Source organism: Acinetobacter pittii (genome assembly GCF_034067285.1).
Taxonomy (GTDB): domain Bacteria; phylum Pseudomonadota; class Gammaproteobacteria; order Pseudomonadales; family Moraxellaceae; genus Acinetobacter; species Acinetobacter pittii_E.
In genome coordinates this window covers 2,652,337-2,676,183 of sequence record NZ_CP139286.1, presented here as the reverse complement: position 1 = coordinate 2,676,183, position 23,847 = coordinate 2,652,337, and the positions used below count along the sequence as shown (strand labels likewise).

The 23,847-nt window shown below is 39.0% G+C and carries 25 protein-coding genes; 15 read left to right on the top strand and 10 right to left on the bottom strand.

From position 1 onward, the window contains the following. Nucleotides 1-21: 21 nt before the first annotated feature. On the top strand, nucleotides 22-1,635 hold the full coding sequence (cysN, locus tag SOI81_RS12655) for a sulfate adenylyltransferase subunit CysN (protein ID WP_320540872.1): 1,614 nt from the start codon (nucleotides 22-24) through the stop codon (nucleotides 1,633-1,635). 52 nt (nucleotides 1,636-1,687) lie between these two features. On the opposite strand, the gene SOI81_RS12650 is transcribed toward cysN, so the two are convergent. Next, nucleotides 1,688-2,236 carry a DUF2239 family protein gene (locus SOI81_RS12650; RefSeq protein WP_239975567.1) on the bottom strand — a complete coding sequence of 183 codons (549 nt, stop codon included), beginning with the start codon at nucleotides 2,234-2,236 and terminating at the stop codon, nucleotides 1,688-1,690. Nucleotides 2,237-2,457: 221 nt separating this feature from the next. Here SOI81_RS12650 and SOI81_RS12645 point away from each other — a divergent pair, with 221 nt between their 5' ends. Further along, nucleotides 2,458-2,970: a hypothetical protein gene (locus SOI81_RS12645; protein WP_016141894.1), complete on the top strand. Its 513-nt coding sequence runs from the start codon at nucleotides 2,458-2,460 to the stop codon at nucleotides 2,968-2,970. Between the two features lie 39 nt (nucleotides 2,971-3,009). Here SOI81_RS12645 and citN read toward each other — a convergent pair whose 3' ends face one another. The 3 genes from citN to nahR form a co-directional block, all read right to left on the bottom strand. Then, the gene (citN, locus tag SOI81_RS12640) at nucleotides 3,010-4,347 is read right to left on the bottom strand and encodes a CitMHS family transporter (protein ID WP_016141893.1); all 1,338 of its coding nucleotides are present in this window, start codon (nucleotides 4,345-4,347) and stop codon (nucleotides 3,010-3,012) included. 569 nt (nucleotides 4,348-4,916) lie between these two features. Then, nucleotides 4,917-6,242 carry a hemolysin family protein gene (gene ytfL, locus SOI81_RS12635; RefSeq protein ID WP_016141892.1) on the bottom strand — a complete coding sequence of 442 codons (1,326 nt, stop codon included), beginning with the start codon at nucleotides 6,240-6,242 and terminating at the stop codon, nucleotides 4,917-4,919. A 123-nt stretch (nucleotides 6,243-6,365) separates the two neighbouring features. Then, nucleotides 6,366-7,355 carry a LysR family transcriptional regulator gene (nahR, locus tag SOI81_RS12630; protein WP_004703082.1) on the bottom strand — a complete coding sequence of 330 codons (990 nt, stop codon included), beginning with the start codon at nucleotides 7,353-7,355 and terminating at the stop codon, nucleotides 6,366-6,368. Nucleotides 7,356-7,942: 587 nt separating this feature from the next. Here nahR and aceA point away from each other — a divergent pair. Further along, nucleotides 7,943-9,547 (top strand): isocitrate lyase, encoded by a 1,605-nt coding sequence (aceA, locus tag SOI81_RS12625; protein WP_016141891.1) that lies wholly within the window; start codon nucleotides 7,943-7,945, stop codon nucleotides 9,545-9,547. Between the two features lie 55 nt (nucleotides 9,548-9,602). Here aceA and cutF read toward each other — a convergent pair whose 3' ends face one another. Then, nucleotides 9,603-10,070, bottom strand: coding sequence for a copper resistance protein NlpE (gene cutF, locus SOI81_RS12620; protein WP_224993141.1), 468 nt, complete (start codon nucleotides 10,068-10,070; stop codon nucleotides 9,603-9,605). Between the two features lie 188 nt (nucleotides 10,071-10,258). After that, nucleotides 10,259-10,582 carry a hypothetical protein gene (locus tag SOI81_RS12615; protein WP_005070594.1) on the bottom strand — a complete coding sequence of 108 codons (324 nt, stop codon included), beginning with the start codon at nucleotides 10,580-10,582 and terminating at the stop codon, nucleotides 10,259-10,261. A 201-nt stretch (nucleotides 10,583-10,783) separates the two neighbouring features. On the opposite strand from SOI81_RS12615, the gene SOI81_RS12610 reads away from it, so the two are divergent. From SOI81_RS12610 to ureJ, 8 genes are all read left to right on the top strand, one after another. Next, nucleotides 10,784-11,659: an urease accessory protein UreD gene (locus tag SOI81_RS12610; protein WP_224993142.1), complete on the top strand. Its 876-nt coding sequence runs from the start codon at nucleotides 10,784-10,786 to the stop codon at nucleotides 11,657-11,659. 100 nt (nucleotides 11,660-11,759) lie between these two features. Beyond that, nucleotides 11,760-12,062, top strand: a complete 303-nt coding sequence (gene ureA / locus SOI81_RS12605) for an urease subunit gamma (protein ID WP_002117495.1) — start codon at nucleotides 11,760-11,762, stop codon at nucleotides 12,060-12,062. Between the two features lie 11 nt (nucleotides 12,063-12,073). Continuing rightward, nucleotides 12,074-12,382 carry an urease subunit beta gene (ureB, locus tag SOI81_RS12600; protein ID WP_239975568.1) on the top strand — a complete coding sequence of 103 codons (309 nt, stop codon included), beginning with the start codon at nucleotides 12,074-12,076 and terminating at the stop codon, nucleotides 12,380-12,382. Between the two features lie 37 nt (nucleotides 12,383-12,419). Next, nucleotides 12,420-14,120 (top strand): urease subunit alpha, encoded by a 1,701-nt coding sequence (ureC, locus tag SOI81_RS12595; protein ID WP_320540871.1) that lies wholly within the window; start codon nucleotides 12,420-12,422, stop codon nucleotides 14,118-14,120. Nucleotides 14,121-14,190: 70 nt separating this feature from the next. Continuing rightward, the gene (gene ureE, locus SOI81_RS12590) at nucleotides 14,191-14,673 is read left to right on the top strand and encodes an urease accessory protein UreE (RefSeq protein WP_320540870.1); all 483 of its coding nucleotides are present in this window, start codon (nucleotides 14,191-14,193) and stop codon (nucleotides 14,671-14,673) included. Then, entirely contained in the window at nucleotides 14,660-15,325 is a 666-nt protein-coding gene (ureF, locus tag SOI81_RS12585) for an urease accessory protein UreF (protein ID WP_320540869.1), read from the top strand. Before ureE ends, ureF begins: the two co-directional genes overlap by 14 nt. 24 nt (nucleotides 15,326-15,349) lie before the next feature. After that, nucleotides 15,350-15,964: an urease accessory protein UreG gene (gene ureG / locus SOI81_RS12580; RefSeq protein WP_002117800.1), complete on the top strand. Its 615-nt coding sequence runs from the start codon at nucleotides 15,350-15,352 to the stop codon at nucleotides 15,962-15,964. Between the two features lie 9 nt (nucleotides 15,965-15,973). After that, nucleotides 15,974-16,543 (top strand): HupE/UreJ family protein, encoded by a 570-nt coding sequence (gene ureJ, locus SOI81_RS12575; RefSeq protein WP_320540868.1) that lies wholly within the window; start codon nucleotides 15,974-15,976, stop codon nucleotides 16,541-16,543. A gap of 40 nt (nucleotides 16,544-16,583) precedes the next feature. On the opposite strand, the gene rsmD is transcribed toward ureJ, so the two are convergent. Continuing rightward, on the bottom strand, nucleotides 16,584-17,135 hold the full coding sequence (rsmD, locus tag SOI81_RS12570) for a 16S rRNA (guanine(966)-N(2))-methyltransferase RsmD (protein ID WP_320540867.1): 552 nt from the start codon (nucleotides 17,133-17,135) through the stop codon (nucleotides 16,584-16,586). Beyond that, nucleotides 17,135-19,150, bottom strand: a complete 2,016-nt coding sequence (gene mrdA / locus SOI81_RS12565; RefSeq protein ID WP_320540866.1) for a penicillin-binding protein 2 — start codon at nucleotides 19,148-19,150, stop codon at nucleotides 17,135-17,137. The genes rsmD and mrdA overlap by 1 nt, the downstream gene beginning before the upstream one ends. A 236-nt stretch (nucleotides 19,151-19,386) precedes the next feature. On the opposite strand from mrdA, the gene SOI81_RS12560 reads away from it, so the two are divergent. From SOI81_RS12560 to SOI81_RS12545, 4 genes are all read left to right on the top strand, one after another. Continuing rightward, nucleotides 19,387-19,905 carry a hypothetical protein gene (locus SOI81_RS12560; RefSeq protein ID WP_108008629.1) on the top strand — a complete coding sequence of 173 codons (519 nt, stop codon included), beginning with the start codon at nucleotides 19,387-19,389 and terminating at the stop codon, nucleotides 19,903-19,905. A gap of 61 nt (nucleotides 19,906-19,966) precedes the next feature. Beyond that, nucleotides 19,967-21,280, top strand: a complete 1,314-nt coding sequence (locus tag SOI81_RS12555; RefSeq protein ID WP_016141879.1) for a hypothetical protein — start codon at nucleotides 19,967-19,969, stop codon at nucleotides 21,278-21,280. Between the two features lie 86 nt (nucleotides 21,281-21,366). After that, the gene (adk, locus tag SOI81_RS12550; RefSeq protein WP_002117671.1) at nucleotides 21,367-22,020 is read left to right on the top strand and encodes an adenylate kinase; all 654 of its coding nucleotides are present in this window, start codon (nucleotides 21,367-21,369) and stop codon (nucleotides 22,018-22,020) included. Nucleotides 22,021-22,091: 71 nt separating this feature from the next. Continuing rightward, nucleotides 22,092-22,229: a hypothetical protein gene (locus SOI81_RS12545; protein WP_334311806.1), complete on the top strand. Its 138-nt coding sequence runs from the start codon at nucleotides 22,092-22,094 to the stop codon at nucleotides 22,227-22,229. A gap of 36 nt (nucleotides 22,230-22,265) precedes the next feature. Here SOI81_RS12545 and nth read toward each other — a convergent pair whose 3' ends face one another. Further along, nucleotides 22,266-22,955 (bottom strand): endonuclease III, encoded by a 690-nt coding sequence (gene nth / locus SOI81_RS12540; protein ID WP_016141877.1) that lies wholly within the window; start codon nucleotides 22,953-22,955, stop codon nucleotides 22,266-22,268. Continuing rightward, entirely contained in the window at nucleotides 22,956-23,747 is a 792-nt protein-coding gene (gene rnfB / locus SOI81_RS12535; RefSeq protein WP_320540865.1) for an RnfABCDGE type electron transport complex subunit B, read from the bottom strand. It lies immediately after the preceding gene. Nucleotides 23,748-23,847 lie beyond the last annotated feature (100 nt).

Genomic DNA, 23,847 nt, shown 5'->3' with positions numbered 1-23,847 from the left:
TAAATTTGTGGAGTTTGAGCAATGTCTCATCAATCAGAATTAATCAGTCAAGATATCTTGGCCTATTTAAAGCAACACGAACAAAAAGACCTTCTACGCTTTTTGACTTGCGGTAACGTAGATGATGGTAAAAGTACGCTTATTGGGCGTTTACTTTACGATTCAAAATTGATTTACGAAGATCAATTGCAAGCGGTAACACGTGACAGTAAAAAAGTAGGAACCACAGGTGATGCACCAGATTTGGCATTACTGGTAGATGGCCTGCAAGCAGAACGTGAACAAGGTATTACCATTGACGTAGCTTACCGTTATTTCTCAACAGAAAAGCGTAAGTTTATTATTGCTGATACGCCAGGGCATGAACAATATACCCGTAACATGGCAACAGGTGCGTCAACTGCGGACTTGGCAATCATCTTGATTGATGCGCGTTATGGTGTACAAACTCAAACTCGTCGCCATACGTTTATTGCAAGTTTACTAGGTATTAAGAATATTGTTGTGGCCATTAATAAAATGGACTTAGTTGAATATTCACCTGAACGTTTCACTGAAATTCAGATTGAATATGATGCTTTCGTAAGCCAGTTGGGCGATCGCCGTCCAGCCAATATTCAGTTTGTACCAATTTCTGCTTTAAATGGCGATAACGTTGTAAATCCATCAGCTCATACGCCTTGGTACAAAGGTCAAACCTTGATGAGCATTCTTGAATCGGTGGAAATTAGTCGTGAATCGAATAAACACGAATTCCGTTTCCCGGTTCAGTATGTGAATCGCCCAAACCTCGATTTCCGTGGTTTTGCTGGTACGATTGCTTTAGGTGAAATCAACGTTGGTGATGAGATTGTTGCACTTCCATCAGGTAAGCGTTCAACAGTTAAAGAAATCGTTACTTTTGATGGAAACCTTGAGCAAGCTGTAGCAGGTCAAGCGGTTACATTAACATTAAATGATGAAATTGATATTAGCCGTGGTAATGTTTTGGTACGTGCTGGCGAGCAACCATTAATTTCGCGTAGTGTTCGTGCTTCAGTAGTATGGATGAATGAACATCCGCTGGTGAAAGGCAAGCTGTACAACGTTAAGATTGGCACACAGACTGTTCCTGCCAAAGTAACTAACATTCACTATCGTGTGAATGTGAATACGCTTGAGCATACTCACGTTGAAGAGCTTGAGCTAAATGCAATTGCCGATGTTGTGGTTGAGTTTGATGCGCCGGTTGTATTTGATCAATATCAAGATTCTCGTTATACAGGCTCATTCATCTTTATTGATCGTTTAAGCAATGTAACGGTTGGTGCGGGTATGGTTGAAGCTGCTGTTGAATGGACTGCGCATAGCAATCCTGTAACAGCTGAAGATCGTGCTGCGCGTTTAGGTCAAAAACCTGCAGTGATTGGGATTTCTGCACAGTTAATCGAGAAAGCTCAAGTTTTAGAAAGCTTATTGATCCAACAAGGTGTAGTTGCGATTGCAAAAGCCAACTTAAGTGCTGAACAAATTACTTTATTGCGTGAGACAGGTGTTGTGGTTATCACTACGGCTGTGGATGGCACAGATACAGAAGTTACTGCTGAAACCGTTGAAGAAGCAGTTGAAAAAGTTGTGGAATTAGTCCGTCTTTAATAGACTGAATTGATTTTGAAAAAACCCGCGTAAGCGGGTTTTTTTATTGGGTTTAGAAAATATTTTGAGTTTTTAAAGTTAAATATTCTCTCAAATCTTTAGGATAGCTCTGAATCATCTTTAAAAATACATCTCGCTCACCTTGGTATAAGGCGCGTGTTGCTTCCTCATAATTTGGCATATTACCCAACATAGCAGACATAAAACGGTCGATGGCTTGTTTAGCGAGCATAATATTACCTTCAGAATTTGGGTTATTTAATTCTTTATCAATTAACTTGCGAATTATTGCTGATGCACTCGCACTTTGTTGATCTAACCAATCCCAATGTTTTTTCTGTAAAGTGATTTCACGCGAAATTACTCCAAGTTTAGGTCGTCCAACTTTCTTAATTTCTTCGGGTTCAGCATAACGCTGTTGAAATTCTTGTTCCGAACCAGAAAGATCAAGATCAATTTGTTGACCTGTTTGATCATTAAAAATCAGAATATTTCCCGTTGTTTTCGGAAGATCTTTAAGTTTTTTTGCAAGTTCAATTAGGGAGTCACTCGCAATAAGCGTGCTTCCACTAAAAGCAGTATAGGTGATTTTAGTATTCATTTTAGCCGTATATTTTTATCTGGGTAAAATAATATTATCAGGGTAAAATTAATTTGGCAAATAATAAAATTATAACCAAAGAATTATTTGATTTTATGAGTGTAGTCTATGAAGTTAGAACTATAAAAATAGTCAAGATAATAGGCTATTTAAAATTTTATTCTGCTTTGATATCGCTTTTATGAGACAATGTTTTTTTATTTTTGTGTATTAGGACTCCCATGATTGAGCAATCTCCTGAATCTTTAAGCGATATCGAAATTTTAGACATTTTACAGTCTATGAAAAAAGATAAGCTGGATACGGAAGCAAATGAGATTATCCGTAATGGGGGGAAAGCTGGGCGTCAAGAAGCACATAAACAGGCTTTAGTTGCATTGAATGCAAACTTTGAAGAAAAGTTTGTAGAAGCTGCTACGCTGGCATTAGGCTTGAATTCAGGTCAGGCAAAAAAGATTCGTTATAAAAAAGACCGTATCCGTATTTTTAAAGCACGTGGTATTGATTATTTAGCTATTGATGGTGCAGAAACCGCTCAGGTTTTAGCTCAAGTTGCTCAAGCGATTAGTCGTGAAGATGCGATCGTGACTGAAGGTCTACACAATATTTTTCCATTTTGGAAAGAAGGTTGGCCAATGGTTCAGTTTGATAATGCTTATAAAATTTTAGAAGAAGACATTACCTTGCATTTTCACATTGTGTTAGATCACTTAATTGAATATGTACAGAAATAAAAAAAGCCCCGTTTGGGGCTTTTTATTGCATATGAATAATTAAAGCGTGCTAAAGAGTGGGAAAACACCAATCACTAAAGCAGTACCCATTAATACCATACAAGTTATGAATGCCCACTTTAAAGTGAACTTTTGATGGTCGGCAAAATCGACTTTAGCAAGACCACATAACAAATAGGTTGATGGAACAAGAGGTGATAGCAAGTGTACAGGTTGACCTACAATTGATGCACGAGCAATCGCTTCTGCACTAATACCATAATGTGAAGCAGCTTCAGCAAGAATTGGTAGTACACCATAGAAGAATGCATCATTTGACATAAAGAAGGTCAATGGCATGCTGACTAAAGCAGTGATCGGTGCAAGGTATGGACCCATACTTGGAGGAATCATTGCGACGAACTCTTTAGACATCGCCTCAACCATACCTGTACCAGATAAAATACCTGTGAAAATACCCGCAGCGAAAATTAAGCCTACCACAGCTAAAACGCTATCTGCATGCATTGCAATACGTTTTTTCTGCATATCAACATTAGGGTAGTTAATGAGCATTGCAATACAGAACGCTAGCATGAATAACACTGACATCGGCAAAATGCCTTTGATTAATGCAATCATGAGAATAATGGTCAACACCATATTCACTTTACGTAAATGTGGGCGCGTCGCTTCAGGATCTTTAGATACTGTAATATTGTCACCATGATGAGTTTCAAGCTCAATCACACCTAAACGTTTTTGTTCATAGCGACCATATAGGTATGCCAAGAAGAATAACCAGCCAATACTAATAACCATAGGAAGGATCATTGGTACGAAAATATGGCTCGGATCAACTTGAAGGGCACTCGCAGCACGAGCAGTCGGACCACCCCATGGCGTTAAGTTCATCACACCACTACAGAGTAGCATAAGAGCTGTCATGATTAGGGTGTTCATCCCTAAACGTTGATATAGTGGAAGCATTGCTGCCACACAAATCATATAGGTGGTTGAACCATCACCATCTAAAGAAACCATGGTGGTTAAGAACACGGTTCCTAATGTAATTTTTAAAGGATCACCTTTAACTTTTTTCAAAATCCATTTGACTGGTGGATCGAAGAGACCTGCATCGATCATTAAGGCAAAATATAAAATTGCGAATAAAAGCATTACGCCAGTTGGCGCTAATTTTTTGATGCCATCGAGCATCATCTCACTGAGACCTTTGAGTTCAATATGACTCAAACTTTCAAAATAATGACCTAGGCCCCAGGCAATGAGAGAAAAAATAAATGGGATGAGAATTAAAGCAATAATAGGGCTTAAACGTTTGGACATGATTAAGTACATGAAGCACAAAATCATGCCAACACCAAGTAATGTCAGCATACAATCAATCCTTTGCCTATAGTTTTACTGAACAAGTTTATTCAAAACTCTGACCTTGGTTATTCTTATTAATTTTTATTAAAAAGACAAATAATATATTTAGTTTATTTGGTTAATATATATTCATTTAAAAGGGTATATATAGGCGAAATACTGAACATATATATTAACATTATAGTGGTATTATAATAAATAAATACTATTATAAAATGATATAAAGGTAATATAAAAATAAAAATTATATGGCATTTTTTTTAATTATATATGTTTTGATGAGTGAAATGAGAAGAAGAACCATTTAAAACTATACTTCAAGTCAAGATATACAAGCTTATTTACAATGTAAAGGGGACTTAATCTTTTTGTGGTCATTGAGATATATAGATTATTCTATTATTTTTCAGTATTTAAGCTTTAATAAAGGTGTTAAATAAAATAATAATACTTTTAAATTAAAAGAGCAAATTGAATAAATAGATCTAAAATAATTATTACATATATTTAAAAAATTTATTTAGATTAAAAAAAATACCCCATCTAAAATCATGGGGTATTTAAATTAATATAATTTAATTTTCATCAATTGATGAGTGTACTTCGGCTTGTTCTAAAATTCGAGTAACAAGGAGTTGGTCAATTTTAAAATGGTCAACATCGACAACTTCAAATTTATATCCACCAAATTCTACAAAATCTGCTGGACGTGGAATTTTGCGTAAACGATACATCATGAAGCCTGCAAGCGTCTCGTAATTTTCTTCATCAGGCATTTCATCAATTTCAAGTGCATGTCTTAGGTCATCAATCGGTGTGCTGCCATCAATTAACCAAGAGTTATTATCACGTTTAATGATTTGTTGCTCTTCTTCGATAGGAGTAACCCAATCCCCCATAACTGTAATCATAATGTCACTCAAGGTGATTACCCCGACAACGAGTGCATATTCATTTATGACTACCGCAAATTTCTCTTTTGTAGAGCGGAAACGATCAAGTAATTCCGAGAGAGTTAGGGTGTCAGGAATCATCAGGACAGTACGAATGGTTGTTTCATTCAATTGTGTTGGAGATTGATTGTTTAAAATGCGCACCAAGAAATCTTTAGCATCAACATAACCAATGACCTGATCAATATTTTCATTACATACTAAAAATTTTGAATAAGGATATTCTGCTAATTTTTGACGAATACTGTCTTCATGTTCATTTAAGGTGAAATAAACGACGTTTTCGCGTGTAGTCATGCTTGATGGTACAGTACGTTCTTCTAGTTCAAAAACGTTCTCAATAAAGTGATGTTCTTGTTTTTGAAGTACGCCAGCTTGTGCGCCTGCATCCATAACTGCTGAAATATCATCAAAAGTAATATTATCTTCTCGTGTTGTATTCACTTTAAATAAACGAAATAGCAAGTTGGCAATTGCATTTATTCCCCAAGCTAAGGGCTTACAAACCTTAATAAAAACTTGAATTGGGTTAATAACGCTAATCGCAATTTTTTCAGGTGCAATCATGGCCAGGCGCTTTGGCATGAGATCTGCGAATAAAATAAATAGAGAAGTTACTAAGGTGAAGGAGAGGGCAAAACCAATGGTCTGTGTCCAAGGACCTTCATAAAAACGGTCAACTAATGTGACAAAAAAGGGACGAAAAGCAGCTTCACCTAAAATACCGCCTAAAATTGCAACAGCATTTAGGCCAATTTGAGAAGCTGCAAAAAAGTCAGCAGATTGTTCTTGTAGATCAAGTACTTGTTGGGCACGTTCTTCGCCAGCTTCGGCTAAAATTTTTAACTTTACTTTTCTGGCACCAGCCAAGGCAATTTCAGTTAAAGATAAAAAGCCTGCTGCGATGATGAGCAGTGCGATGATAATGATATTTTGAAAGAGACTCACAAATCACCCGAGGTTCATCATTATTATGACTATGTTTTAACACAAAAAAGCGCTGAGGTAATCAGATTGATTGCTCAGCGCTTGAAGATAATGTCTAAAATCGACAATTAAATTAAAATTTATTTAATAGTGAGAAAATTGTGAATTGTTGGTTAGAAATTCACGGTTTTCTTCTTCAATCATTTGACGAGCAACAAATAAAATAAGTTGGCGCAACCAGCGATGAGCAGGATGATGATGTAATAACGGACACCAAGCCATTTTAAGTTCAAATTCTGGAATATAAAAAGGAGGATCCTTTATAACCAGTTTAGGATTTTGAGTTTGTAGGCGTGCCATCCGAGTTGGAAGGGTGGCAATCAAGTCAACATTTTGAGCAAGTAATGCTGGCATTTGGTAGTGACGGGTAAATACAGAAATTTTACGACGTTGACCAATACGTTCTAATGCCTGATCAATCCAGCCTAAACCGCCTTGTTTGTCTGGATTTACACCAAAACCTACGCCCATACCTGTTTTAGAAACCCAGATATGTTGTGCATCTAAATAACTTTTTAGGTTCAAATGAGTTACAGCAGGATGTTTGTCGTTAAGAATACAGCTGAAACTATCACGCCAAACTAAAACTTGGTGGAAACTTTGCGGTATTTCATTAAATCTATTAATCGCAAGATCAACTTTACCTTGTTCCATGTCTCTATAAGACACATCACTTGGTGTAAGAAAATCGAGTACAACATTTGGAGCTTCAGAGCGTAGAGCTTTGACAAGACGCGGGACTAAAGTTGCCTCGGCATAGTCAGATGTCATAATGCGGAAAACGCGATTACTTGTATAAGGGCGGAATTCGGTACGGGGTTCCAAAATCATGGAAAGATCAGAAAGGGCATCACGAATACGCGGTTGTAATTCAAGTGCACGTTCTGTTGGAGTCATCCCTTCAGAAGAACGAATAAGAAGCGGATCATTAAATAAATTACGTAAACGACGTAAAATATTACTCATTGCAGGCTGAGTTACCCCAAGCTGTTCGGCTGCGCGTGTAACATTTTTTTCACGAAGAAGTACATCAAGATATATTAATAGATTAAGATCTACTCGCTCCAGATTCATAAAAAAAATACCGAAAATAAAACCCTGAAATTGTTTCAAATTATGCCATATTTAATAACTATTGTGTGAAAAAATGATGAGAAAAGCGACATTTTTTGTAGGAATTAAGTAGGAGAGAGAAGGGCTTTAAGACCATATGTTTATTGTATTTGCCTTATTTCAAAGCCAATAAATATAAATTCACTTTATTTATGAAGATATCTTCAATTTCTAGCATATCAATTGACTTTTTACATTGGCAAAAATAGCCTAATTTACAATTGACTTTTAGATTTAAAAATGAGTGGAAAATCTCCAAAAATTGTATAAAAATAAGACTTACTAAGTTTTTAGAATAAAACTCTATACTCCTTTAGGATAATTTTATTTTTATAAACAGAGTGTTAAGGTTTTTAGTTTTATCTATAATATCGATTTATTAGTATATTTTTTAAATAAATACTGAAGATTAACAAAGGATATTGGATTAATTGATTGGCTAAGTCTAAGCTGTGCTCATGAGGAAGCAGCTGGTGTCATAAGAAATTTAAGTAACGTGACTCTAGGCTTCGATCGATGAAATCCTAAAATGAATACAGGACAATATCATGACTACATATCAAACAGCGATTGATGCAGTACGTCAATTAAAAGCAAAATTCGGCAACACTTGGGCAGACATTAGCCCAGAAGATGCTGCTCGTATGCAACTTCAAAACCGTTTCAAAACTGGTTTAGATATTGCTAAGTATACAGCTGCGATTATGCGTCGTGATATGGCTGAATACGATGCTGACTCAAGCAAATACACTCAATCATTAGGTTGCTGGCATGGTTTCATCGCACAACAAAAAATGATTGCGAACAAAAAATATTTCGGTACTACAAGCAAACGTTATATCTACCTTTCTGGTTGGATGGTTGCTGCTCTTCGTTCTGAGTTTGGTCCACTTCCTGACCAATCTATGCACGAAAAAACTTCTGTTCCTGCATTGATCGAAGAAATCTATACTTTCTTACGTCAAGCTGACGCAAAAGAATTAAACGATTTATTCCGTGCACTTAAAAAAGCACAAGAAGCTGGTGATACTGCTAAAGCAGCTGAAATCACAGCTCAAATTGACAACTTTGAAACTCACGTTGTGCCAATTATTGCGGACATCGATGCTGGTTTCGGTAACGAAGAAGCAACTTACTTACTTGCTAAGAAAATGATCGAAGCTGGTGCTTGTGCGCTTCAAATCGAAAACCAAGTATCTGATGCTAAACAATGTGGTCACCAAGCTGGTAAAGTAACTGTTCCACACGAAGACTTCATCGCTAAGATCCATGCATTACGTTATGCATTCTTAGAAATGGGTGTTGATGACGGTATCATCGTTGCACGTACTGACTCTGAAGGCGCTGACTTGACTCAAAAAATCCCAGTGGTTAAAGAGCCAGGTGACATTGCTTCTCAATACATCAGCTATTTAGATACTCAAGAAATTGACATCGCTGATGCTCAAGAAGACGAAATCTTAATCAAGCGTGATGGTAAATTACACCGTCCTAAGCGTTTACCTTCTGGTTTATATCAGTTCCGTGCTGACACTCAAATTGACCGTGTTGTACTTGACTGTGTATCTAGCCTTCAAAATGGTGCTGACCTTCTTTGGATCGAAACTGCGACTCCAAACGTAGAAGAAATCGCACACATGGTTAACCGTGTTAAAGAAGTTGTTCCAAATGCTAAGCTTGTTTATAACAACAGCCCATCATTCAACTGGACTTTAAACTTCCGTCAACAAGCTTACGACCGTTGGGTTGCTGAAGGTAAAGACGTTTCTGCATATGACCGCGCTAAATTAATGAGTGCTGAATATGACAACACTGAATTAGCTGCTGATGCTGATGACAAGATCCGTACTTTCCAAGCAGATGCTTCTCGCGAAGCAGGTGTGTTCCATCACTTGATCACACTTCCGACTTACCATACTGCGGCTCTTTCTACTCATGAACTTGCACAAGGTTACTTCGGTTCTGAAGGTATGTTGGCTTATGTTGCTGGCGTACAACGTAAAGAAATCCGCGGTGGCATCGCTTGTGTTAAACACCAAGCAATGGCGGGTTCTGACATCGGTGATGATCACAAAGAAATCTTCTCTGGTGACAACGCTCTTAAAGCGCATGACGATGCTAAAAACACAATGAACCAATTCGCTGCTCACTAAGAATTGATTCATCAAAAAACCCGCTCAAATGAGCGGGTTTTTTAATTATTAAAAATTATTTTTTCAAAACATAGTGTTCAGCTAAAGAGCCTTCAACTTTTTTACCTTCCATATCTAAAGCAGTTGCAGTGTTTTCACCAATAAAGAATTTACGGTTTTGGCCTTTATCATCTAAGGTAATGACTGACGTATTATCTTTGTCGAAAGTAAAGGTACCATGGGTTTCAAATGGGTTGGTATCACCTTTACCAATATAAGTTTCAGTCAGCTCATAGGTTTTATCATCTTTAAGTTCTAATTCAGTTTTAATACCTTCACAGTCTGCACATGGGAGGGTACCTTTATATGTACCGTCCCAATCGAGTGAGTTTTCCGCTGTGTGCGCGCTATCTACAGCATTGTTATTTGCTTCGGTCGTTTGTGCAGGAGCAGATGCTTGAGTCGTGTCGGCTTTATTTTCATTTTTGCTACAAGCGGCAAGGAGGATACTTAAGAGTGCTACTGATAATAATGTTTTTTTCATGATGATCTAAACCTCGGAAAATAAATAAAAAACAAGTAAACAGGCTATGAAATATAAGAGCTAAATAAAAGTTTAAGTATGTAATTTAATTATAATAAAAGGTAAAGTGAGTAATTTTTGATCGGGGAGTAATGGTTAAAAAGAAAAACAAGGTATCCACGAAAAAAGTTAATGGATACCCGTATATATTAAGGTTGAGAAGAAACTCCACCTAAAGAATCACAAGCTGATTTATAAAGTTGATATTGTTGCTTTAAAACTTCATCTAGTGGCATGTCGAATAGTTCTTCACCATTCTTGTAGCTCTCTACATATGAAGTCGCTTTTTCTTTGCTTACCGCCAAAGATTGTTGGTAATAAGAATTAATAGAACTTGTTGCAATCTGGCTTGTCTCAACATTTTTACATTCAAAATTATGCAGAATTTTCTCTGCACGTTTGACCTCACTAGATTGGCCAAAAATACACCCAGTTAAAAAGACAAGTGGCGTTAACACGAAAAAAAGTTTCATGGAGAGCAAGTATGGAAGCAACGGTGGGCGCTATTGTATAAATAATTCCATGAGTTACTGTGGTTTTATGTTAGACATTGATGATTTTTTAACTCATTAAAATCGAAAAATTGTATCTAATTTTATCATTTGGCTTATTTTTATATTTGGTGCGTATTTTGCTTATAAGTTTAAGCACTTATTTTGAACATATGAACCAGAATGAATCAGGTACAAACGTTTTCAAAAAACTCTTTAGCACCATTTTGGTATGCGCAATTAGAGCTCGGATTTTGTTTTGAAAATTCACGCACCATAATGAATCATAGAAAGCATTATGGCCCTGTAAGGGTGCAAAAAATGCTCTGGCCTGAAAAAACAGGTATATGTCACGCCATTATTGTACATCCACCCGCTGGTATTGCTGGAGGAGATCATCTTACTTTTCAAATCGAAACCAAAGATCAAGCTCATGCGGTAGTAACTACTCCAGGTGCGGGAAAATGGTACAAAACCAATGGAAAGCAGGCCTTTCAGCATATTCATCTTCATGTACGAGATCAGTCTATTTTGGAGTGGGTTCCGCAGGAATCTATGTTATTTGATGGGGCTCTAGCACACTCAGAAACTCATATTCATCTTGACCATGCTGCCAGTTTTATTGGATGGGATATGTTGGTACTGGGGCGGCAGGCACGTGCTGAGCGTTTTGTGCAGGGAAGCTACCACAACCAATTTAAATTGTGGCGAGAACAAAAATTATTGGTCGCAGACACACTGTTTTTTGAAGGGGAAGATCGCTGGCTTCGTTCATGTTTAGGTATGAATAATCAAGCCGTGATGGGAAGCTTTTGGGCTGTGCCACCTGAGCAATATCGGTCTTCATTTTATTTAGAACAACAGCTCGAACTCATTCGTGAATTAATGATGCGTATGCAAGCGCCTGTAACTTTAACACTTTTAGATGATGTGGTTTGTGCGCGTTTCTTGGGAAATGATGTTCGACATTGCCATGATGCTTTTGCAGCTATAAGAGCAAGATTAAGACGTTATTGGTTTGATTTAGATGAAGAATTTCCAAGGATTTGGAAAACCTAAGTTACGTTAAATTGCGTATTTTAAAAACAGTTAAAACACGTATGCTGCTTTTGAGCATGCATTTTGCTTAAAGAATATAAATGCAATTTAGGAAAGAGATATGGAACTCAATCCAACAGAGAAAGATAAATTACTTATTTTTACCGCTGGTTTAGTGGCTGAGCGTCGTAAAGCTCGTGGCTTGAAACTGAATTATCCGGAAGCGATAGCTTTTATTTCTGCTGCTTTGCTGGAAGGCGCGCGAGATGGCATGACGGTGAGCGACTTAATGCATTACGGAACAACTTTATTAAAGCGTGAAGATGTGATGGATGGTGTGCCAGAAATGATTGCCGAGGTTCAGGTCGAGGCAACTTTTCCTGATGGTTCAAAATTAGTCACTGTTCATCAACCAATCGTATAAAAGGAGCGTTTATGGTTCCCGGTGAAATCATTACTCCAGATGCTGATATTGAATTGAATGTTGGACGGCAAATTTTAAAAGTTGTAGTTGCCAACATTGGCGATCGGCCCATTCAGGTAGGGTCGCATTTTCATTTTTATGAAGCAAATGATGCATTACAGTTTGATCGCGAAATGGCGAAAGGCTTTCGATTAAATATCGCGGCAGGCACAGCAATACGTTTTGAACCGGGACAAAGTCGGGAAGTAGAACTTGTTGCTTTAGCGGGTAAACGAGAAGTATATGGTTTTGCAGGCCGAGTCATGGGCAAGCTGGACTAGACATAACAATGATAATGAAAGAGATGAGTAATAAGTTATGAAAATGTCACGTCGTGCATATGCTGAGATGTTTGGTCCAACGGTTGGTGATCGTATTCGCTTGGCTGATACAGAGCTTTTTATTGAGGTTGAGCAAGACTTAACGACCTATGGTGAAGAAGTTAAATTTGGCGGTGGCAAAGTCATTCGTGATGGAATGGGACAATCTCAACTTTTAGCTGATGAAGTTGCTGACACGGTCATTACCAATGCTTTAATTGTGGATTGGTGGGGAATTGTTAAAGCTGACGTGGGCTTAAAAAATGGCCGAATTTGGAAAATAGGAAAAGCTGGAAATCCAGATATTCAACCAGACATTACCATCCCTTTAGGCGCTGCAACAGAAGTGATTGCAGGTGAAGGACAAATTTTAACAGCGGGTGGTATTGATACTCATATTCACTGGATTTGCCCGCAGCAAGTTGAAACTGCACTAATGTCGGGTACAACAACTATGGTGGGTGGCGGGACTGGACCTGCGGCAGGAACTTCGGCAACGACAGTGACTCCGGGGCCTTGGCATATTGCAACCATGTTGCAAGCCATTGATGATTTGCCTATGAATATTGGCCTATTGGGCAAAGGTAATTTGAGTTTGCCAGACCCAATTCGTGAGCAAATTAAAGCTGGGGTAATCGGGTTAAAACTACATGAAGATTGGGGCTCAACACCGGCAGCCATTAATAACTGTTTGAGTGTAGCGGATGAGTTTGATGTGCAGGTCGCTATTCATACAGATACTTTAAATGAAGGTGGTTTTTTAGAAGAGACCCTCGCTGCATTTAAAGATCGTACAATTCATACATACCATACCGAAGGCGCTGGGGGTGGACATGCACCCGATATCTTAAAGGCAATCGGACAAAGTAATGTATTACCGTCTTCTACTAATCCAACACGCCCTTATACGATTAATACCATTGATGAGCATTTAGATATGCTCATGGTTTGCCATCATTTAGACCCGGCAATTGCTGAAGATATTGCTTTTGCAGAAAGTCGTATTCGCCGTGAAACCATTGCTGCTGAAGATATCCTGCAAGACTTAGGTGCTATTGCCATGATGTCCTCTGACTCTCAGGCGATGGGCCGCGTGGGTGAAGTGATTATACGTACTTGGCAAACGGCTCATAAAATGAAAATTCAACGTGGCCCTTTAGAGGGTGACAATGAGTTCCATGATAATAATCGCGTTAAACGCTACATTGCCAAATATACAATTAACCCAGCAATTACCCATGGTTTAAGTCATGAAATCGGTTCGATTGAGGTTGGGAAACTTGCTGATTTGGTGTTATGGAAGCCTGCCTTTTTTGGCGTGAAACCCTCCATGATTATTAAAGGAGGCATGATTGCAGCGGCACCGATGGGTGACATTAATGCTTCAATTCCGACACCTCAACCTGTGCATTATCGTCCAATGTTTGGCGCCTATCCTCGTGGTGTACATAACACCTGTATTACCTTTTTATCCCAAGCAGCAATCGATGAAAAAGTTGCTGAAAAATTAAATCTTAAAAAGTTAATTAGCCCATGTAAAAACACTCGCGCCATTAGCAAAGCTGATATGAAACACAACACATATTGTCCGGTTATGCAGGTTCATCCTGAGACTTACGAGGTGCGGGCGGATGGTGAGTTATTAACATGTGAACCTGCTGATGTGTTACCCATGGCTCAGCGCTATTTCTTATTTTGATGAGTTTCATCGAGGTAATTTTCCTCATGATTTTAGATGTGAAAGAAACAAATAAGGAGAGAGAAATTAAATGAAAATCTATACCCAACGTCTTGAAGATATTTCTCCTGATCAGACATTTGAAACGGTTGAACTGACTTTTGATACACGTCAAAAATCACGGTTTCGGGCAGCTTTAGCAAGTGGCATAGATATTGGTGCTGACTTACCGCGTACAGGTATTTTGCGTAGTGGCTCATATATTGCAACGCAAGAAGGTGATGTATTGCGTGTTGATGCCAAGCCTGAGCGTTTGATGCAAGTTATTGCTCAAACCGATTTTGATTTACTTAAAGCTGCCTATCACTTAGGTAACCGACATGTGCCATTAATGTTAACACCTAGAGCTTTGTATTTTGAGCCTGATCATGTCCTTGCAGAAATGGTAGAAGGTCTAGGACTTACGGTGACAGAAACTGATTATCCGTTTGAACCTGAAAGCGGTGCCTATGCACAGCATAGTCATGACCATCGTTTAAGCCCAATTAAAGCTTTGCACCATGTCCATTCATAGTGCCGCACAATTACTTCAATTACTGACACTGTCTTCTACGGCATTGCCAGTTGGAGCGTATTGCTATTCACAAGGTGTAGAAACAGCCATTGATATTGGCTTAATACATGATGAAACCTCGGCGATTGCTTACTTTGAAGAAGTACTTGAGATGCTGTTGGTGAGGTTTGAGTTGCCTATATTAAAGCGTCTCATGCAGCATCATGATGACTTAGAAGAGTTCTTGGTTTGGGCAAATTTGTATAAGGCCAGCCGAGAAAGTAAAGAGCTGCTCGCTGAAACTCAGCAATTAGCATTTTCTTTAAATGCATGGATTAAAGATGTTTTAAAGAAAACAGTTGAGGTTAAAAAGCAGTTTGGTTTTGTGCCTGTCTATGCACAGCTCTGTGGCCGACTCGAACTCAACGACATGGATGTACTTACGGCTTATACCTTTACTGTGTTAGAAAATCAGGTTTTAGCAGCAGTAAAAACTGTCCCATTAGGCCAAATGGCTGGACAAAGAATTTTATGGCATTTGCATGGTTTGGTTCCGCAGGCGGTAGAGAAAGCTTTGAAACTCAAAGATGAGCAATTGAGCAGTGCTTTACCTCGTTATGCCATGCTGAGCATGAAACACGAAACACAATATTCACGGTTATTCAGATCTTAAGTTTAGGAAAAAAAGGATAAAATCATGACAGAGCGTAGTCCATTACGAGTTGGAATTGGCGGACCAGTAGGTTCGGGTAAAACAGCACTTACACTTAATTTATGTTTAGCCTTGCGTAATAAATACAATATGGCTGTGGTGACAAATGATATTTACACCAAAGAAGATTCAAACTTCTTAACCCGTAATGAGGCGATGTCACCAGATCGTATTGTGGGGGTAGAAACTGGTGGTTGCCCGCACACAGCTATTCGTGAAGATGCTTCAATTAACTTGGCTGCAATTGATGATTTGTGTGAAAAATTCGAAGGATTAGAGCTTATTATCATTGAAAGTGGTGGTGATAATTTGGCAGCGACATTTAGCCCTGAACTTTCTGATTTAACTTTATATGTGATTGATGTGGCTGGTGGTGAAAAAATTCCTCGTAAAGGTGGGCCGGGTATTACCAAGTCAGATTTACTCATTATTAATAAAACTGACCTTGCGCCAATGGTAGGTGCAAATCTTGATGTGATGGATCAAGATGCAAAACGCATGCGCGGAGAAAAGCCATTCTTATTTTCAAACATGAAAACACAAGATGGTCTTGAAGAAATTATCCAATTTATTGAGAAACAAGGGCTGTTTAAAGCTTAAGGAGACATTATGAACTTCATAAAAAAATGGGGCATAGGGTTACTTGCTTTATTGCCAGCACTTGCAATGGCCCATCCAGGACATGATCACGTACATTCAGGATTCATGGCAGGCTTTATTCATCCCTTTACTGGCTTAGATCATTTAGTCATGGCCTTGGGTTTTGGTGTCTTATTGTGGTCAGCGGCTAAGCAGTGGAAAATTGCTGGAGTTATTACTTTAAGCGTGACCTTAATTGTAGGGTTCTTAGTAGGTGCTCAAGGCTTAGTCCCTGTAAATGTTGCTGAATACGGTATTGTGGCTTCTTTAGTGGTTACAGCAATTGCATTATGGACAAAATCGAATAAGGTTTTACCTATAGCGGCGGCATTACTTGCAAGCTTCCATGGTATTGCTCATGGGGTTGAGTTAGCACACGCAGGGCATATCGTGGCATTAGTAACTGGTATGATTTCAGCTATGGCTTTAATTTATTGTGGTGGATTAGCATTGGGTGCTGCGCTTACACGATATGTGCCCTATGGCAAAAAAATTGTTGGTGCCTGTGCAGCAGTTGTTGCAGTGATTGGTTTGAGTTAATTAAAGCTTTTAGCGAAAAAGGTAGCTTAACGCTACCTTTTTATTGGTTTATTTTTTGGTAAAGCCCTGCGTGAACTGTACCAGCTTTTGTTGTTTTAACCTGTTGCCATGTTGTAGGAAGATGAAGCTGAGATAAATCTCGGTCAGCTTCAACATAAATATATCCATTTTTTTTAATATGTGGCTCGGCCAAGTTAGATAGCTCTTGCCATAAATCAAGACTATAAGGTGGATCTAAAAAAACCACATCAAACTGTTCTTTTAAACGCGGTAAAGCTTGTTGAGCAGTTGCATTAATCAAATGACAGTTTTGGGCTTTTAAGAGTTCAATATTATCTTTTAAAAATTTTGCCTGCGTCTTATCGGGTTCAATCATATAAACCGAAGCAGCCCCGCGTGACAATGCCTCAAAACCTAATGCACCAGAGCCTGTACAAATGTCGAGAACCTGAGCATTTTGGATATCCCACATGAGCCAGTTAAACAGAGTTTCACGTACTCTATCCGGAGTTGGACGTAAACCATCAATGCTAGCGAAGGGAAGTACTCGTCTTTTCCATTCGCCTCCAATAATGCGTAATTGATTTTTCATTATTCATCGACCTCATTGGTAGCAGGACGAGCAGGAGTCGTTTGTGGTGTTGATGCTGCTGCAGGCTTGTTTGAAGTCACTGGTGCTGGACTAGAACTTTCCCCGCCGCTTGGCAGTTCACCAGGTTTAATTCCTGCTGTCATTAGTCCACCATTGACTTGGTGATTTGCTGGGCGAATCGGATTTTTCTTACGCGTTAATAGCCAGTAATCAAATACAGGTCGTGCAAGTTGTGCAGCAGAACCACCATGACGGCCGTTCTCCCAAATCACGGCAATCGCGATTTCAGGTTTATCGGCAGGGGCAAATCCAACGAATAAACCATGATCAAGCTGACGTTCGCTCAAGGCTGCTTCGTTATAGCGTTTACCTTGCGCAATACTCTTAACCTGTGCTGTTCCTGTTTTTCCTGCAATTTGATATAGAGGAGTGCGAATACCTCTACCAGTACCTGACTGAATTACATCAATCATGGCATCGCGCATTTGAATCCAGTCTTCATCGGTTCCGTTAAAGTTAATTTTGCCGTCAGGTGCATTACGTACGGTAAATGGTTTTGCACCATGAGTTGCGCGTAAAACATGAGGCGTAACATGGGAACCATGGTTTGCCGTAATTGCAGTTGCCATGGCAAGTTGTATCGGAGTGGCTGTAAAAGCACCTTGCCCAATACTGACTGAAATAGTTTCACCCTTCATCCATTTCGCTTTACGCGTACGCATTTTCCATTCAGGATTTGGATAAAGACCTTCACTTTCACTTGGTAAATCGACACCTGTTTTTTGACCAAACCCGAATTGACGCATCCATTGGTTCATTTGATCAATACCCATTTGATGGGCAAGAATATAGAAATAGGTATCACATGACATAATAATGGCTTTATGCATGTTGACGATGCCATGACCAGATTTTTTCCAGTCACGGAATTTATGTGAATCACCTGGTAGGTGGAAATAACCGGGGTCAGAAATTGCTGTTGACCAGTCCACTATGCCGTAGTGTAAACCACCCATAGCTTCCATTGGCTTAATGGTAGAACCGGGCGGATATACACCCTGTACAGCGCGGTTATAAAGCGGTTGATCTAAATTATCACGCAGTGAACTATAGTCAGTATGGCTAATTCCTGTCACAAACAAATTAGGGTTGAAGCTTGGGCTAGACACTAATGCTAGAATTTCGCCAGTACGAGGGTCGATGGCGACAATAGCTCCACGACGACCTGCAAGCTGTTGAGATGCGACAACTTGTAAACCGTAATCTAAAGATAAATAGAGGTCATTACCGCGGGTAGGGTCTTTACGGCCTAAATGGCGTAATACGTTGCTATGGGCATCTGCCTCAACAGATTCATAACCGGGTGTACCGTGCAGTAAATCTTCGTAGCTTCTTTCAACACCAATCTTCCCAATCAGGTTGGTTCCAGCATATAAGTCTTTATCAATACTTTTTAGTTCTTTATCGTTGATACGCCCGACATAACCAATCACATGTGCAAATAATTCACCATGTGGATAATAACGGGTCATTTGTGTCTCAATTCTTACACCCGGAAATTTATATTTAGCCTCACTAAATTTGGCAATATTTGCTTCAGTCAAATTAAGTTTAATTGCCACACGTTCAGTTTTACGGGCAGTTTTTATACGACTTTTAAAACGATCAATATCTTCTTGTGTTAAATCCAAAATAGGTTGTAGTTGTTCAACCACACCATCAACATCTTCTACGTCTGTTTTACTTAAAGTTGCTGTAAAAACAGGGTAGTTATCTGCCAGTAAGACACCATTTCTGTCATAGATATAACCACGAGCAGGTGGAAGTGGCTGCAAGCGAATTCGGTTTTTGTCGGATGCAGTTGAGAATTCGTCATAGTGGAAAATTTGCAGATAAGCGTATCGGCTAATCAGCACTAATAAGCAAACGATAACAAGACCTACGGCAAAAAAGATTCGTCCTCGATAAATGCGCTTTTCTTGCTGGATATCTTTTAAAGGAAAGTGCTGCTTCATAAGGATCGACTTAATGACATAGGGTAAGAAAAATAGCTGCTTATTCTAACGCAAGAGCGTTTAAAATATTGCATAATTTTCAAAGTTTCATTGTATTTTAATAAGATACTTTTTGACTTTGCAGACAACAAAATTCTAGATACTTGTATATAAGAAGCAAAATAATTCTGTTAAAGTCTCTCATTCAATAGAATAGGGTTGTTCTCACCATACGATTAGGGAAAATGGAGAAAATAATGAGAAAAATTTATCCCTTACTTGCAGTTTTGACGGTAAGTAATTGGGCCTATGCTCAAGACTACTCGTTTCTTCCAGAAGCAAAATTAGCAGATCATAAAGCATCTACTTGGAATGTCGGTGCCGGAGTTACTCAAAAATTATTACATCTTAATGGTGAATGGGTAAACCCATATGGGATTGCTTATGCAAAAGCCGGTGCATTTTTGAATGGTGACAAAACTGCCGGTGGACAAGTTGGTTTTAGATATCCTTATTATCTTACTGGTACAGACAAAAATGGTTACTATATCGGTTTCTATGCTGGGCATCTTGATAGTAAAGAAGTCGATGGTGATTTTAAATCCCGTTTAGGTGCGGGTGTTGATTTGGCCTATGTGTGGTTAAATTCGGAAAGAATTAGCACTTTTAGTGTAGGTATCGGTGCGGCTGAAAAATTAACTGACCAGAACGGAAATGTTGCTGCAGATACTAAACCACAAATTCAATTTTCTTATTCTCTAAGTTTTGGTTTATAAAACAAAGCAGTTTATCGTTAACTCGCCATAAGCAGAGCACAAATAAATACGAGAGTCTTACATGTTAGAGTACGTCAGTGGATTGTGGCAGATCTTTTTACACAGACCTGATTTTTGGGCCGTTTTGAGTATTATTCCCGTAACGGCTTTTGTCACATGGGCACATGTGTGGATGGCTTTAAAAATGGTATTTTACCCAATTAAGTTTTGGGGATTCCATTTAGGACCATTGCCAGTAGGTTGGCAAGGTATCGTGCCACGTAAAGCAGGACGTATCTCAGGTATTATTACCGATAACACTTTATCTAAATTAGGTTCATTGCGTGAATTTTTAGAAGCAATGGATCCTGAAGATATGGCACGCATTATTGGTGAACAAGTTGGTTTTGAACTTGAACATCTCATTGATGAAGTCATGATCGACCGTAATGCTGTACTTTGGGAAAACTTGCCCTATTCAATTAAACGCCGTATTTATGCTCAAGCACATAAACAATTGCCGGGTGTGTTAAAAGAATTAGTGACTGAGCTGACCATGAACGTTGAGTCACTGGTTAATATGCGTGAAATGGTGGTGAGCCAGATGGAAGGTGATCGCCGTTTAATGGTACGTATGTTCTTAAAAGTTGGTCAAAAAGAAATTAACTTTATTTGGCATATTAGTGCACTAATTGGAATGTTTTTTGGTATTTTCCAAATGGTGGTTTGGTTTGTCGTACCATGGCACTGGACAGTACCATTTTGGGCTGCAATTTGGGGCTTTTTAACCAACTGGATCGCAATCTGGATGGTATTTAACCCAATTGAACCGCATTATATTCGTTACCCACAAATTTTTAGATTAACAAAAGATCGTAAGTTTCCTTGGATTGTACCAGTTCTTCGAATTGGGACCTATAATGTCCAAGGTGCTTTTATGAAGCGTCAAGAGGAAGTTTCAGATGTGTTTTCTAGTGTGGTTACAGAAGATCTGATTACGTTAAAATCAATTATGACCGAAATGATGTATGGGCCGCGTAAAGATAAAACCCGTCGTATTGTCAAGCGTCATATTAACGAAATCATGGAAACACCATTAGTTCGCACCTCTTTACAGCTTTCTTTAGGGCCAAGAGAGTACGCAAGATTAAAGACGGACTTGATTGATCGTTCAATTGAAATTACGATGGGACCCGTATGTGACCCAGCACTGAACGCAAGCCGGGCACAGAAGATTTTTCAAATGTTTAAAGAGCGTATTCGCGAACTGACACCAAAAGAATTTCAGAATTTATTGCGTCCTGCATTTCAGGAGGATGAATGGATTCTTATTGTACTAGGTGGGGTAACCGGATTTATTGCTGGTACAATACATTTGTTTGTGGCTTTCTTATAATTCGATGTCAGGCAGGATCTATTGAAGATTAACGAGACTTTTTCTGCCGGACTTCATATTCATTGTTTTAAATGAGGATGTTTTTTATGCGCATTATTTTACTCGGACCACCTGGAGCAGGCAAAGGGACTCAGGCTCAGTTGATCTGTAAGCGCTACAATGTCCCACAAATTTCAACCGGTGATATGCTCCGTGCTGCGATTCGTGAAGGTACTGAATTAGGTCTAAAAGCTAAAAGTGTAATGGAATCTGGTGGTTTGGTTTCAGATGAACTTATTATCGGTTTAGTAAAAGAACGTATTGCTCAACCTGACTGTGCAAATGGCTGCATTTTCGATGGTTTCCCACGTACTATTCCACAAGCTGAAGCTCTGGAAAAAGAAGGGATTAGCATCGATCACGTGATTGAAATTGATGTTCCTGATGAAGAAATCGTAAAACGTCTTTCTGGTCGTCGTCAGCATCCAGCTTCTGGTCGTGTTTATCACACTGTATACAATCCACCTAAAGTGGAAGGTAAAGATGATGAAACTGGTGAAGACCTTGTTCAACGTCCAGATGACCAAGAAGAAACAATCCGTAAGCGTTTAGCGTCTTATCACACTGAAACAGAGCAATTGGTTGGTTTCTACCAAGGCCGTGCTGCTTCTGGTGAAAATGCGCCAACTTATGACAAGCTTGATGGTTTGCGTACAATTGAAGATGTACAAAAAGATTTGTTCAACATCTTAGACAAATAATTTAATATTGTTTGTGATAATGAGCCCTCTTTGTGAGGGCTCTTTTCTTTCCTTAAGTGCAGGAGAACAATATGAAAGTCATATTGATTTTGGTGGTATTGCTGAGTCTAGCACTATTAATATTTTTGGCTTTTCAAAGCTACAAAATGCTAAGACAGGTACAAAAACAAGCGAAAGAAGAGCGCAATGAGAAAAAGCGTCTAAAGTAAGTTTGATTGGGTATGTCCCTATACCCAACCATATTTTTAAGCTTCAATATTTTTAATGGCAATTTGCTTTTGTGCGCCAAATTCAAAGCGATCAGGCCAGTTACAGACATCTGCAACTACACATTCCGCACATTTAGGTTTACGGGCAATACAACAGTAACGACCATGTAATATCAGCCAGTGGTGTGCATCTATAATAAATTCTTTAGGAATGACCTTTACTAAACGGTGCTCAACCTCAAGAACATTTTTACCTATTGCTAAACCAGTTCGATTCCCCACACGGAAAATATGGGTATCGACAGCCATAGTCGGTTGTCCGAATGCCGTATTTAAAACTACGTTGGCTGTTTTACGCCCCACACCCGGTAAAGCTTCTAAGTCTTTTCGGTTGCTTGGCACTTCGCCGTTAAACTGCTCCATTAAAATCTTACAGGTCTTAATGACATTTTCGGCTTTTGCGTTATAGAGGCCAATTGTCTTGATATATTCTTTTAACCCATCTACGCCTAAGTTATAGATTTTTTCGGCGGTATTCGCCACAGGGTAGAGCTTATCTGTTGCTTTATTAACACTTACGTCGGTCGCTTGAGCTGACAACATAACTGCAATAAGTAGCTCAAATGGAGAGGAATATTTTAATTCTGTTTGAGGTGAAGGTCGTTGTTCGCGAAGACGTTCAAAGAAAATTTGAATCTGCTTTTTCGTCATATTCTTGACGGCCATTCAGACCTCCTGTAATTGCATGAGTTGCTGTTGCAGTTCTTCAAGTTGAAGACGCTTTTTGGCATCTTCACGAACACTGAGCTGTTTTTCCAGTTTCTTAATTTGTGTACGAATTTTCGCTAACTCAATTGTAGTTTTCGCATCAGTCGATACAACTTCTTTAGTTTTCTCGATGAGTTCAATTGATGGTACTTCATCAAGTGCCTGAGAAAACTGAGCAAATAATTGGGTATCAATTTCAGCACGTACTACAGGCCCTTTACGGTGAGTACGACGCTTTTCTTCTCGTTGAATGTGTGCGTAATAACGTTGTCTTAAGCCATTTTGCTCAGCAATACGCTGTTGTTCATTTGGTAATGCTTGGGTGTCTTCGACCAGATCAATACAATCGACTGGACAAGGTGGAATGCATAACTCACAGCCCGTACATAAATCCGTCAAAATGGTATGCATGAGCTTACCACTTCCAATAATAGCATCTACAGGGCAAGCACTAATACACTTGGTGCAACCAATACATTCATCCTCACGAATAATTGCTTTCATTCGCTGTGGGCGGCCATCGGCTTGTACAGGCCATACGCTAGTTTCAGCGGTTAACACAGGGCGATTTAATAGATTTGCGAGTGCATCGGCTACAGGTTGGCCACCTGGAACACATTTATTTGCTTCTTCACCTTCAGCAATCGACTTTGCGTAGGGTAGACATCCATCACGATGTCCACATAAACCACACTGAGTCTGTGGTAATAACGCATCAATCTCGCGTATGAGAGAAATAGATGAATTCATAGTGGGCAAATAGCTTGGTTAAAACGATGCGATAATGAAGAAAAACCTAAGTAAGGTCAATGGATTTTAACGAATTTATTGGCTTTTTGATTGACCTAAA